Source organism: Helicobacter zhangjianzhongii, from assembly GCF_030249855.1.
GTDB lineage: Bacteria > Campylobacterota > Campylobacteria > Campylobacterales > Helicobacteraceae > Helicobacter_B > Helicobacter_B zhangjianzhongii.
Map to the genome: position 1 here is coordinate 1 of NZ_JANURN010000015.1, position 13,097 is coordinate 13,097.

The following is a 13,097-nucleotide window of genomic DNA, read 5'->3' on the forward strand; positions in this document are numbered from 1 at the left end:
ACCCAAGAGAATGTCTCTATCGCCAATGCTAGCTCACAAATCTCACAAGATGTATCAGGGATTGCCAAGGCGATATTAGATGATGCAAACAAGAAAAAGGTATAGCCACAAGCGATTCGCTCTTGGGCGAGCAATGCGGCAGTGTTGCAAAAATTACTAAAGAAACATCGGCACAGCCTAAGCGGTGTCGCTTGTTTTGTGAAAGGCACGACCGCCAAGGTCGCTAACCTTCCCCAAAATTTGCAAAGCTCCCACAGCCCCACCGCAATCCTTAGAATCGTTTTACTCTAAAACTAACTTTAATCCTAGAATCCTTTAGCTACAAAATGGGCTTTTACCCTAGAATCCACTTTTTACACTACCACCTGCGGCGTGGTATAAAACGCCGTTTTTCCGTCATCGCGAGCGAGTGCAACGAGCGCGGCGATCCATAAAACAACCCTAGATCTAGCCAAACCGCGCAAAAGCTTCAAAGTAGAATCCGCGTTTGCCCTTAAGTGCTTTAAGCCTAGGCAAAATGCGCTTGCAAAATCTCTTTAAGCGTTTGGACTACAAAGCGCGCTTCTTCTATGGTGATGATATATGGTGGCATAAAGTAAATCGTATGCCCCAATGGTCGCAGCAGCAAGCCCTTAGCCAACGCCGCTCTAAAGATCTCTACCCCCGCGCGAGGCGTGCTAGAATCTATCTCAAAGGCAAAGATCATTCCGCAGTGGCGCAAGTTTTTGACTATATTTAGCTCTTCTAGCTCCTGCCATAGAGCAAAAATCGCTCGCGATAGGGCGCGGTTTTGCTCTATGATATTTTGCGTGGCAAATATATCTAGCACGGCATTTGCAGCCGCACAGGCTAGGGCATTGCCCGTGTAGCTATGCGAGTGTAAAAATGCCTTGCCACTCTCATAGGGCGCGTAAAATGCCTGATAAATCTCATCGCTTGTAATCACCACGCTTAAAGGCAGATACCCCCCTGTAATGCCCTTTGATAAGCATAAAAAATCTGGCGTGATCCTGCACTGCTCTAGGGCAAACATACTCCCACTACGCCCAAAGCCCACGGCAATTTCATCAAAGATAATCAAAATCCCATAGCTCCTGCATAGCTCGCACGCCTTTTTGATGAAGGCTTTTGGATAGATGTGCATATTGCCCGCGCATTGGACTAATGGCTCTAAGATAAAAGCGCAAATTTCTTCCCCATAGCGCGATAAGATAGATTCTAGCGCGTGTAATTCTCTCTCATAGTAGCTCTCATCTTCTAGCTCTGCTGGGGCGTGCAAGCTAGCCCCCTTTGTGCCATCAAAGACATTTGGCACAGGCACACTAAGGCAGGAGAGCAAAATAGGCGCGTAAGTGTGCTTGTATAGCCCCAGATCCCCCACGCTTAATGCGCCGATCGTCTCGCCGTGGTAGGCATTGCTAAGGGCTAGGAATTTGGAGCGAGGCGGGCTTTTGCGGTGGAGGTTGTGATGATAGTGGAAGCTCATTTTTAGGGCGATTTCTATGGCAGAAGAGCCATTATCTGCATAGAAGCATTTGTTTAGAGGGCGTGGGAGCAGGGCGCAAAGCCGCTGCGATAGATCGATGATAGGCTTATGGCTAAAGCCTGCTAGCAAGATATGCTCTAGCTCATTGAGCTGATTTGTGATAGCGGCGTTTATGGCTGCGTTGCAATGCCCAAAGAGATTGACCCACCAGCTACTAATGCAATCAATATAGCTGCTGCCATCAAAGTCGTATAAATACACACCTTTAGCGGATTTTATGGGGACTATGGGGAAGTCTTCGTGGTCTTTCATCTGTGTGCAAGGGTGCCAGATGTGAGCCAGATCAAGCGCGGAGAGAGTGTGATTGGATAGATTTGGCATTATGATCCTTTGTGAAATAGCGATTCTAAGCTATAATCTAGCTTTTTGCGGAGATATTATGCCTAAAAATCCAGCCAAGAATCCCACGCTAATCGCCCACGCCCAGCACCTAGCCCACACTCTCTCTAATGCACACAACCTCCGCTCTATCGCAGATTATGCGCATTTGGGGGAGTTTATCATCAAAGATAATGCCCCCTTGCTTAATCTCACAAGCAATGACTATCTAGGCTTGGCAGGCTTATCGCACGCCATCATCTCGCCACACTCTTTGCGCGATACACACATAGATTTACACAAGCTAGACACACATAGGCAAAAAGCCAAAGATTTTGGGGCTAGATTTTGGGAGTTTTTAGCAAAGCAAGGCATTGGGGCAGGGGATTTATCGCTTGGCTCTGGCTCTTCGCGCTTGCTTAGTGGGGGAACTCCTGTGTGGGAGAGCTTTGAGGCATATTTGCAAGAGATTTTCGCGCCAAAATCCGCGCTACTTTTCAATAGCGGCTATCATTGTAATGTCTCTTGTATCGCGGCTCTTGGGCGGCTTGAAGGGGTGGGGATCTTGATCGATGAATACGCGCACGCAAGTATGTTTGATGGACTTTTGCAAGCAAAGGCGATGAGTAAGGCTCTGTGGTGGAGGCGGTTTAGGCACAATGATATGGCGCATTTACAAGAGCTACTAGAATCCACTTTTGCGCGATTTAGGCATATTATCATCATAAGCGAGGGGGTGTTTAGTATGGATGGTGATGTGTGTGATTTGCAGGGGATTGTCGCGTTAAAACACCGCTATGATAATGTCCTAATCTATCTTGATGAAGCCCATAGCCTTGGCGTGGTAGGGGAGAATGGACTAGGGCTTGCTAAGAGCCTTGGGCTGTGTGGGGAGGTGGATTTTCTTATCTTCACTTTTGGCAAGGCATTGGGGAGTATGGGGGCTTGTATGCTCTGTGCTAAGGAGCTAAAAGAGCTATTTATAAATACTGCGCGCGGGCTTATCTACTCCACCGCTTTGCCACCGCTTAGCATAGCTTTTAGCTTTTTTGCCTTTTGTGAGCTTTGGCGTTTGGGGGAGCAAAGGGAGTATTTACGCGCCCTAAGTAAGCAGGCAAGATCTAAGCTAGAATCCACTTTTGCAAAAGTGGATTCTAGGGGAGAGTCTAAAAAGCTGCCTTATGTGCTAGGAGAGTGGCATATCATCTCACTAGTGCTAGGGGATAATGCTACTGCCATAGAGTGCCAAGATTTCTTAGAGTCTTGCGGGATCTTTGCTAAAGCGATCAAATCCCCCACAATCCCGCAGGGCACAGCTAGAATCCGCTTTAGCCTCAATGCTAGCCTTAGCACGCTAGAGCCACTCTATCAGGCATTGGAGCAGTATGCAAATCGCTTTTGCTAGGGCGTTTGACAAGCGCGCAAGCACTTTGGTGCTATGTTTTAGCGGCTTTGCGACTAACCCTAAATTTTTCGCGCATTTAGCGTGTGATATACCTGCTTGCAATATCGCTATTTGCTATGATTATAGGGATTTAGCACAAGTGGATTCTAGGCTGGGCTTGTGCAACAAATCTAGCCTAGAATCCACTTTTTTACCCCCTGTGCTACGCGATTTGCAAGAGCTAATTGATAGGCATAGGCATTGCATTTTGGTGGGGTTTTCTCTAGGGGTGGCGGTGGCTGCTAGGGTGATAGGGGCGATTGATAGGGCGGGGGCTTTTAGGCATAGTATTGCTATCAATGGCACGCCTTTAGGGATAGATACGCGCTATGGCATACACCCTAGAATCTATGCGCGGACTTTGGAGTATTTTGATGTGCGGGAGTTTGCGCGAGCGTTTTTTGGCAGCGATGATGTGGCAGAGATCACCGCTAGGGCTAAGGCTATGAAATCCCCTATAATGCGTGGGTTTAATGGGGATTTTAGCACTTTGTTTGGGAATGTGCTAGAGTGCAAGCAAGAGCTGCAAGCATTGCAGAGATTCTGTCAAGCTTGGGGAGAGTGTAGTGCTAGCAAGAGTGGTGAGAGTAGGGCGGGCGTGCATTTCACCCACGCGATCATAAGCAGTAGGGATATGATTTTCTCTCCTATGATCCTAGAATCCACCTTTTCACACACGCACACACAATGCCACTCTATCGATGCGCCGCATTATGTGTTTGGGAGCTTTACAAGCTGGGGGAAGCTGCTTGGGATATGTGTGCCAAAAGTGGATTCTAGTAGTGGGGCTAGATTCTGGGAGGCAAGGCAGAGCTACACGGAAAATGCCCCTATCCAAGCCACTATGCGCCAGAATCTTATGCGCTTGCTCTTGTCACACGCAAAGGGCAGGGAGTTTGAGAAGGTGTTTGAGTTTGGTGCTGGGGTGGGGGACTTTAGCGTGCTATTGCAAGAAAATCTCGCTTATACGCACTTTGTTTGCAATGACATAAACAACCACGCAAGCATACTGCAAGCACGCCTAAAGCCCAAGACACGCGTAGCGATCTTTGATATGCACGATATAAAAAATCAGCCCCTATGTCTAGAGCGATTTGATCTTATTGCTTCAAATGCCTGCTTGCAGTGGCTTAATGCAAAGGAGATTCTAGAGAGTGTTGTGCCTATGCTTGCTAGCGGTGGGCTGCTGCTGCTAGGGAGCTTTGGGGCTAGGACTTGCTATGAGGTGAGAGAGATTTTAGGCATAGGGCTAGAGTATATGGAGCTAGAAGATTTATGCGAGTTATTGCAGGAGCTTGGGCTAGAGATTGTAGAGAGTGGTAGCGAGACTCTTAAGCTTGATTGCGGGAGTGCGCTTGGAGTGTTTAGGCATTTTCGTGCAAGCGGTGTCAATAGCCTATCAGGCAATGCACTAAATAAATCCAAAATCCTAGCGTATCAAGCGCGATTTGGCGGGAAGATCACCTATGAGCCTGTGTATCTTCTAGCCAAACAGCCCAAGCCCTAGAATCCACTTTTGCTTAAGCGATTCAGTCTTGGGCGAGCAATGCGGCTGATTGCGTGATTTTAGGGCAGTCATTACCGCTCAAGGTAACTCCTACCCTAAAATCACGCAAAGCAACCACAGCCCCACCGCAATTCTTAGAATCGTGTTGCTTCCAAGCTAACTCAAGCCCTAGAATCCACTTTTTTACTTGTGGCGTTTTTGTGTCATTGCGAGCGGTGCTTTTGCTTGTGCGGGCGTTGTTTTCTCTGCCATTGCGAGCGGACTTGTCCGCGCGGCAAAGCAAGCCAAGCCGCAGCTTCTTTAGTAATCCATAAGTAACAAAAACACATAAAACACGATAATCACAAAAAGTGGATTCTAGTAAAGCCTATTTTGCTAGTGCAGAAATTGTGGATTGCCACGAAAATCCTTGCGGATTTTCTCGCAATGACAGAATTTGTGCTTCACTCCTAGAATCCGCTTTTTGATTTGTGGCAATTTTTCCGTCATTGCGAGCGGTGCTTGTGTAGGCGTTGTTTTCTCTGTCATTGCGAGCCTTGCACCGCAAGGCGTGGCAATCCATACTCTGCGCTAGCAGATAATCACACTAGAATCCGCTTTTGCAGATTGTGTGGATCACCACGCTCGTTTCACTCGCTCGCAATGGCAATAAACGCAATATGTGAAAAGTGGATTCTAGGAAGTATGCTTTGCTAATGCCTTTTTGCTAAACCACAAAGCCACGATGATCAAAGCGACAAACACCCCAATGACAATGTAAGAATACTGCCCATACGACTCCACGATCTCAATCACCGCCTTTGAGAAATAAAACGCTAGTAGCCCCAAGCTAGTAGCCCAAATCACGCTAGCCAAGAAGTTTAGCACTACAAATTTCTTAAGATCATAGCGACTAGCACCGATGGCTAAAGGCACGAGAAACTTCACGCCATAGATGTATTTGTTGATCACAATTAGCGCGGCACCATATTTCTTCAGCCAAATATGCATAAGCGCGATTTTCCTACGATGAGCAGAGAGAAACCGCTCGAAGTCCTTTTTTTGATAACGCGTAAGGATCACTAGCAGAGAGCTACCTGTAAAATTCCCCATAGTAGCGATGATAATGCTTGCTGCAAGATTGATATGCCCTAGTGTGGCAAGTGTGCCAGCTGCGAGAATCCCCACATACCCACTCCCCATACAATAAAAAAACAACGCCACATAGCCCCAAGTCTCAAAAGAGTCTTTAAATGAGTCGATAAAGCCTTCCATAAGTTTTACCTTTCTAAGTTTCATTATCATTTTTGTAATTATACATAGTTTGGGAACATATTTTGCAAGAGTTTTTAAGGGAAAAAAAACCTTGAAAGTTATAAAATGACAGCTTTTAGGAGTGAAACTTAAAGGAAGGTGATATGGCGATACCTGAATGGGATGAGAAGTTTAGCATACACAATGATGTGATTGACATCCAGCATAAAAAGCTCTTTGACATTGCCCACAGAGCAGGGCTACTTATCAGCAAGCAAGTCGATGGTAATGAGATCAAAAAGATCCTTGTAGAGCTTTTTGAATATATGAAAGTGCATTTTCACGATGAGGAAGCCTATATGGCAAGTATCGGCTACCCGGGGCTTGAGCGGCAATCCCATATGCACCAAGAGATTATCCGCGATATGACAGAGCTGATCCAAAATATCCGCTATGACTTTAAGCAAAAGCTTGCCATCATCACGGAAGAGTGGCTAATCAACCATATCTTAAAAGAAGATATGCAAATTGAAATATACCGCAAAGCCCACGAAGAAGAAATCAAAGCTATGCAGGCAAAGCGAAATGGAGAGAAAGAAATCACGCATGTTTATAAATGCGCGTGCAAGCCAGCGTTTAAGGTGCTAAACACTGTGCATGAGAAAATCCAGAGCGGGCAGTCATTCCACTGCAAAAAGTGTGGCGAGAGTATTGTGTTTGTGCGTGATGAGTAGTGCGACCAATAGGCTTAGATCACGACATAGCCTATGACTCGCTTTATCTTTCTTGCGTGTTTTGCTCTTTTTAGCGCGAATGCCAGCGAGCCACAAGTAGATGCCAAAGACTTTTTACACTTCTATCATAGCAATCTCACAGCAGCGCACAGGGCGATTGTAGAAGGCTCGATTAGCAGGGAGTTTGTGCGCTTCCGTGGGTATAGTTTAATTGACTATGCGATATATCAGCAAATAAGCAAGCAAGAGATACAATCTATCCCAAAGCCTTTGATATTTTTCAGCGGATTTTTTGCCGGGAAGCCCTTGTATAGTGAGTTTGGCGGCGTGAGTGTTCTTGCATATATAGATGATAGCTCTAAGCCTATCCACTTAAATTTTCAGGGGCGTTATTTTAGCGATATTCTTGCTATTGGCAAGCAGAGATTCTACGCACTTTGCGCACTTAGCGCGGTCAATCGCTGCTTGCTTTTGGGGATTGGGGAGCGTTGGTAGGATCTGCTAGATCTATTAGCAAGGAGCAACTATGGCAAACAAAAGCGACAAAAAACACAAGAGAAACAAAACGAGTAGCCCATATATCGCGCTAGATTCTAGGCTTGAAGATTTTATCACCACTGCTACGCGATTTATCACTAAGCAAATGCAAAAAAAGCACGCTAAAAGGCTCATCATCGGGCTTAGCGGCGGGATCGACTCTGCGGTGGTGGCGCGATTGTGCCAAATCGCGCTGGGCGATGAGAGTAAAGACCGCTTGCTTTGTGTCTTTCTCCCTAGCTCTAAGACTAGCGCGCAATCACGCATTGATGCCAAAGAGCTTGTAGAGAGATTTTCGCTCCCCTTTATAGAAAGCCCCATAGCCGAGTATGACAAGCTCTTTAGCTCGCAGTTTGTGGATTCTAATGCGCTTGAAGTGGGGAATTTCTGCGCTAGGGTGAGAATGGCACTACTCTATCACTACTCAAGCGTGCATAAGGGCATAGTCATAGGCACAAGCAATAAATCCGAGCTGCTGCTAGGCTATGGCACGATTTTTGGCGATTTGGCGTGCGCGATCAATCCTATCGGCGCATTGTTTAAGACAGAGATTTTCTCCCTAGCTAGAATCCTGCAAATCCCAGAATCCATCATCGCAAAGCCCCCAAGTGCCGATCTCTACCCCAATCAAAGCGATGAGGGCGATCTGGGCTTTAGCTATGGGGATATTGACTCCTTGCTTGCTGCAATCTACCTAGAATCCACAAAGCTAGAATCCACAAAGCACAAGCCCCTGACATCGCACGCCATCCACCTCAAAGCCCTACGCAAAAAGCTCTATAAGCACTTTGACCAAACACTTGTAGCAATGGTGCTATCCCGCATAAAGGCTAATCAATTTAAGCGCGAAATGCCAGAGATCTTCACCCCTAAAGCCTCTCTACAAAGGCATTTGCACAAAGCTTTGATAAGGATATAAGTGTGGATCTCTATGCCTACCACTATACCCCTAGCTTAAGACATAAGATTCTAAGCCTACTTCTACTGCCCTTTAGCGCATTATATGGGCTAATCGCCACGCTCAAAAGACTTGCCCCTAGAATCCTCTATGGCAAGCAAGGCAGGGACTTTGGGCTGCCTATCATATCAGTGGGCAATTTAATCGCTGGCGGCAGTGGGAAGACGCCCTTTATCATCGCGCTTTGCAAGCATTTATGCCTCTTTAGATATGGGCATATCGCTGTGGTTTCACGCGGCTATAAACGCCAGAGCAAGGGGCTTATCTGGGTGAGCAAGCAAGGCAGGATTCTAGCAGATGTCGCTACAAGCGGTGATGAGCCCTATCTCATCGCTAGCGCATTAGCAGGGCATAATGTCAGCGTGCTTGTGTGTAAAAACCGCGCCAAAGCCATCAAGCAAGCCAAAGCCCAAGGCGCGCAACTCATTTTGCTTGATGATGGATTCCGCTTTTGCTTTAAGAAGTTTGATGTCATTTTACGCCCAAGCTTTGAGCCTTTTTATCCGCGCTTTATCCCAAGCGGGCTTTACCGCGAGTCTCACTCTCTCTATGGCAAGCTAGCTAGCTCCCCGCGCGCCATAATCGCCCAAGAAAATATCGACTTCACTAGAGAGGTGCAGATCACAAACCCAAGTCCCAAAATGTTCCTTATAACCGCCATAGCCAATCCCACGCGTTTGCTAGCATTTCTCCCCGCTATGGATAAAGATTGCGAGATTATTGGAAGGCAATTTTTCCCCGATCATCACCACTTCACCCCCCAAGAGATCCACGCTATCCTAGGATCCTACGCCCCCACATCGCTGCTCACCACGCAAAAAGACGCCACCAAGCTCCAAGATTTCTCCCAAATCCTAAGCATTATGGAGCTAGCTCTCCATATCCACCCGAGCATTGTATGCGCCTTGCGTGCGTATATTGATGAGATGGATTCTAGCCCTAGAGAGAGAAGCGAGAGGGATTTGTGCATAGCTGATTATCTCTATACGCCTAATATACCCACACCCTCTGCCACGCTTGCCGCAGATACGCCCGCGTATCAAAGCACACATTTATCCAGCGATGATCCCGTGCAGATACTATGTGCTATTGAGAAGCGTATCTTTGCAAGCCTTGCACGCACGCAATGCCCTAATGCCACAAGCAAGTCAAACCCCCTAGAATCCACTTTTAGCACTTCAATTTTGCTCGCGTGGGCGTGGCTGCCTTGTGATACCACATCAGTGCAAAATGGCTTGCTAGATTCTGCTCTAGGGATTTTAGAAAATGCCTTTTGTGATGGGCTGGTAGATTTCTGGCTTGATGCAAGGCTATACACAAGCAAAGCCCCTAGCCACACACACCGCCTAAGCCTAGCACAAAGCTTCCCGCATAGATCTAGCGCGTGGCACTATCTGTTTGACACGCTTTTTGCGCCATTATGCGCGAGTATCAAAACAGGGGCAAAGATGGCGGATATAGGGGCGAAAATGGGCGCAAAAGCCCCAGAGATAAGTGCAAAAGTGGAGGCAAATGAAGCAAAGCAGGCAAAAGTGGCAAAAGTGGATTCTAGCGATGCGCTAGCGGCTTTACGCACACAGGCAAAAGAGCTTAGCTGGGATAGTCCGGAGCTATTTTCTATCACGACACTACGCATAGGGCTTACCAAAAAGGGCTGGGGGTATTACAAGCAGCGTATCACTATGTCTTAGCATATTTTGCTATCTTTTTGTAAAATTTCTGCCCATTTAACCGATACTTAAAGCATTAGTCATTACCATACAGCCTTATCCACATTCATCATCACTTGTGTGCCTGCAGGCTATCTGCCATCTTTGATGTAGTCTGGCGTGCAGGCTTAGGCGTGGGCGTATGGTGTGCTAGAAATTATCAAGGAGTGTGTATGTTAGCTTTGTATCGTAAGCTTGGCATTGGGGCGAAGTTTATTATCTATGTCTCTAATGTCGTGATTCTAGGGGTTGCAGCGTTGGCGTTGGTTGTCTCTGACTTTGTGGGAGACAATATGAAAAAAGATGCAGAAGATATTGTCAAAAATTCTTCTCAAAAGTATGCGATTTACATTGAAGGTGCATTTGAGGAGATGGGATCTGTGCTTGAGAGCAGCGCGAAGATTTTAAGCGATTTGCTGAATGTTACTTCTATCAACAACCCCACCACCGCATCCGTCTTTGAATCATCGACAAAATCTTCCCTAGATGCCGGTGCTTTTGCCCGCTATGGCTTTGTCTATTTACTAGACGCCCCCCCCCATTTCGCTGCTAAAAGTAAAGCCTACACCACGCCTAAGGGCAATGTCATTATGCTTTTCCAAGATACAGATATTGATAAGTCCGGCGGGATCAAAACACTACAAAGCACAGACGCGGTGCTGGACTTTCCTGTCGTGCAAAAGGTGCTAAAACAAGCCAAATACGGCGATAGCATATCCTTTGGGCGACCTACTAAACTAAACTTTGGCGGTAGGGAATTTGTAGGGCTTAATATCGCTGCCCCCATTTTTGATAGTCAAAGACAGCTTGTCGGGGTGCTGGGATTTGTCATTGATCTAGGCGATGTAGAGCGGTTTATGCTAAATCCCAAGGACAAAATATGGGAGAATGAGGCTAAAGTACTTGTTGCCGGAGATGGCACGATCGCCGTGCATAGCAGCGCAGGGCTAGCCCTACACAATCTTAGCGAAGCCAACCAACACCCAAGCGCACAAGAAATTGTCAAAATCATAAAAAATGGAGAAAATGCGACACTAGATAACTACACCACTCTCTCCAACATAGAGAGCTATGCAAGTGTATCATCGTTTAAAACCGCCGATGACAGCAGCTACTCTATCTTTGTCGCTGCACCAAAGGCAGAGGTGCTAGCTCCTTTATATAGGCTTGAGTGGATCATCGCTGGCGTGGCAGTGGTGATCTTGCTCCTTGCAGTGGTGACTGTGTATTATCTAGTGCATAGGCTACTATCATCAAGGCTGCCAATCATTCTTAAAACTCTGGATCAGTTTTTCAAATTTGTCAATCACGAGAGCGATGAAGTCCATCATATCCAGATCAAAGCTCGCGATGAGCTGGGTAAAATAGGGCAGATGATCAACGAAAATGTCGATAAATCTCGCGCCCATCTCAATCAGGATTCCGCCTTGGTGAAAGAATCTTTAGAAGTGATCAACTTCGCTAAAACAGAGGGCAAAGCTACTAAGCGCATCACGCTTGAAGGTAGCAATCCTCAGCTAAACGCGCTAAAAGACTCTGTCAATGATCTCTTAGATCTACTTTCAAGTGCCATTGGCAACGATCTCCCAGAGCTTAACCGCGTCTTTGACTCCTATACGCGCCTTGATTTCACCACAGAAGTAGCAAATGCTAGCGGCAGGGTAGAAGTCGTTACCAACACACTAGGCGAAGAGATTAGAAAAATGCTTAAAACTTCCCTAGAGTTTGCCAACTCTCTCCACTCTCAAAGTGATAAGCTAGAAGAAGCCGTAGCCGCCCTTACTAAATCCTCTAACTCCCAAGCCAGCAGCCTAGAGCAAACTGCCACTGCCGTAGAGGAGATCACTTCATCTATGCAAAATGTCTCTGGCAGGACCAATGAAGTAATCCAGCAAACAGAAGATATACGAAATGTCATAGGTATCATTAGAGATATAGCCGATCAGACAAACCTCCTAGCCCTAAATGCCGCTATCGAAGCCGCTAGGGCAGGAGAGCACGGCAGAGGCTTTGCCGTCGTAGCAGATGAAGTGCGCAAATTGGCAGAGCGCACAAGCAAATCCCTAGGCGAGATAGAAGCTAATACAAACTTACTCGTGCAATCAATCAACGATATGGCAGAATCTATCAAAGAGCAAACCGCAGGGATCACACAGATAAACGAAGCCATCTCTAGCCTAGAGTCCGTAACCCAAGAGAATGTCTCTATCGCTAATGCTAGCTCACAAATCTCACAAGATGTATCAGGGATTGCCAAGGCGATATTAGATGATGCAAACAAGAAAAAGGTATAGCCACAAGCGATTCGCTCTTGGGCGAGCAATGCGGCAGTGTTGCAAAAATTACTAAAGAAACATCGGCTACGCCGAGCGGTGTCTCTTGTTTTGGAGGCAACCGCAGACCATTAGTCTAGCTCTGCCCCCAAAACAAGCGCAGCGAAGTTTCTTTAGAAAACAAGCGCAGCGAAGTTTCTTTAGAAAACAAGCGCAGCGAAGTTTCTTTAGAAAACAAGCGCAGCGAAGTTTCTTTAGAAAACAAGCGCAGCGAAGTTTCTTTAGAAAACAAGCGATTTTGAATAAATCAAACAAGAGTGAAGCACGCGTTAAGTAAGAGAGTAGAGTAAGACTAGCCCACCTCCTTAACGATCAAGGTGAGCTATGGATTATCCTAGTAGCACTTGACTACTATGAGACATAGTAGTATCATAGCGACTAAGATTTTCAGACAAATCTTACTCATTGTAACCTCCTTTATTCAAAGTAGGTTACGCCAAGAGAGGTCGCACTCTCTTGGGCAACCTCTGCTACAATTCTACCCACTTCCTAAATACTCACCCTAGAATCCACTTTTTAAAACCGCCAAACCCCCAAATCTACGCAAAACAAAAAAAAAAAAAAAACGATTTTTCTCAATAATTCTTGCATTTTAAGCAAAATATTTTTTACAATTTCTGCGCTTTATCTTAAACCTTATAAGGAGTCTTTATGAAAACTTCACATAATAACGCCCCACACAAACGGGGGGGGGGGGGGGAAATAATATCTCTCTAAATGCTTCTACTAGATTCTCTCAAAAGGTTGCTTTATCTATCGCTTGTATCTCGTGCTTAAC

Annotated in this window: 12 protein-coding genes and 1 pseudogene; 9 read left to right on the plus strand and 4 right to left on the minus strand. The window is 46.2% G+C overall.

Translation table 11 applies throughout. The features are described from left to right. Window positions 1–144: 144 nt before the first annotated feature. A complete protein-coding gene (locus tag NYG90_RS10220; protein WP_285257696.1) occupies window positions 145–291 on the plus strand; it encodes a hypothetical protein in 147 nt (48 codons plus the stop codon). A 217-nt stretch (window positions 292–508) separates the two neighbouring features. On the opposite strand, the gene NYG90_RS10225 is transcribed toward NYG90_RS10220, so the two are convergent. Continuing rightward, window positions 509–1,867, minus strand: a complete 1,359-nt coding sequence (locus tag NYG90_RS10225) for an adenosylmethionine--8-amino-7-oxononanoate transaminase (protein WP_285257783.1) — start codon at window positions 1,865–1,867, stop codon at window positions 509–511. Here NYG90_RS10225 and NYG90_RS10230 point away from each other — a divergent pair. Then, a complete protein-coding gene (locus tag NYG90_RS10230) occupies window positions 1,851–3,269 on the plus strand; it encodes an aminotransferase class I/II-fold pyridoxal phosphate-dependent enzyme (RefSeq protein WP_285257784.1) in 1,419 nt (472 codons plus the stop codon). The two genes, NYG90_RS10225 and NYG90_RS10230, sit on opposite strands and share 17 nt — an antisense overlap. Further along, window positions 3,250–4,815 (plus strand): pimeloyl-ACP methyl esterase BioG family protein, encoded by a 1,566-nt coding sequence (locus tag NYG90_RS10235; RefSeq protein ID WP_285257785.1) that lies wholly within the window; start codon window positions 3,250–3,252, stop codon window positions 4,813–4,815. Before NYG90_RS10230 ends, NYG90_RS10235 begins: the two co-directional genes overlap by 20 nt. Before the next feature lie 22 nt (window positions 4,816–4,837). On the opposite strand, the gene NYG90_RS10240 is transcribed toward NYG90_RS10235, so the two are convergent. The 3 genes from NYG90_RS10240 to NYG90_RS10250 all read right to left on the minus strand — a co-directional run bounded on the left by NYG90_RS10240 (window position 4,838) and on the right by NYG90_RS10250 (window position 6,069). Further along, the gene (locus NYG90_RS10240; protein WP_285257786.1) at window positions 4,838–5,098 is read right to left on the minus strand and encodes a hypothetical protein; all 261 of its coding nucleotides are present in this window, start codon (window positions 5,096–5,098) and stop codon (window positions 4,838–4,840) included. Window positions 5,099–5,182: 84 nt separating this feature from the next. Continuing rightward, window positions 5,183–5,377 carry a hypothetical protein gene (locus NYG90_RS10245; protein ID WP_285257787.1) on the minus strand — a complete coding sequence of 65 codons (195 nt, stop codon included), beginning with the start codon at window positions 5,375–5,377 and terminating at the stop codon, window positions 5,183–5,185. A gap of 113 nt (window positions 5,378–5,490) precedes the next feature. Further along, complete coding sequence (locus NYG90_RS10250; protein ID WP_285257788.1) at window positions 5,491–6,069, minus strand: DedA family protein; 579 nt, start codon at window positions 6,067–6,069, stop codon at window positions 5,491–5,493. 143 nt (window positions 6,070–6,212) lie between these two features. Here NYG90_RS10250 and NYG90_RS10255 point away from each other — a divergent pair, with 143 nt between their 5' ends. From NYG90_RS10255 to NYG90_RS10625, 6 genes and pseudogenes are all read left to right on the plus strand, one after another. Further along, window positions 6,213–6,782: a bacteriohemerythrin gene (locus NYG90_RS10255; RefSeq protein ID WP_115011876.1), complete on the plus strand. Its 570-nt coding sequence runs from the start codon at window positions 6,213–6,215 to the stop codon at window positions 6,780–6,782. 33 nt (window positions 6,783–6,815) lie between these two features. Continuing rightward, window positions 6,816–7,277, plus strand: coding sequence for a hypothetical protein (locus NYG90_RS10260; protein ID WP_285257789.1), 462 nt, complete (start codon window positions 6,816–6,818; stop codon window positions 7,275–7,277). A 148-nt stretch (window positions 7,278–7,425) separates the two neighbouring features. Then, the gene (locus NYG90_RS10265) at window positions 7,426–8,238 is read left to right on the plus strand and encodes an NAD+ synthase (protein WP_434062744.1); all 813 of its coding nucleotides are present in this window, start codon (window positions 7,426–7,428) and stop codon (window positions 8,236–8,238) included. A gap of 2 nt (window positions 8,239–8,240) precedes the next feature. Beyond that, a complete protein-coding gene (locus tag NYG90_RS10270; protein ID WP_285265029.1) occupies window positions 8,241–9,968 on the plus strand; it encodes a tetraacyldisaccharide 4'-kinase in 1,728 nt (575 codons plus the stop codon). Window positions 9,969–10,357: 389 nt separating this feature from the next. Continuing rightward, window positions 10,358–10,819: pseudogene (locus tag NYG90_RS10620) on the plus strand (PDC sensor domain-containing protein); the annotation flags it as partial. Between the two features lie 1,020 nt (window positions 10,820–11,839). Further along, window positions 11,840–12,280, plus strand: coding sequence for a methyl-accepting chemotaxis protein (locus NYG90_RS10625; RefSeq protein WP_408938844.1), 441 nt, complete (start codon window positions 11,840–11,842; stop codon window positions 12,278–12,280). Window positions 12,281–13,097 lie beyond the last annotated feature (817 nt).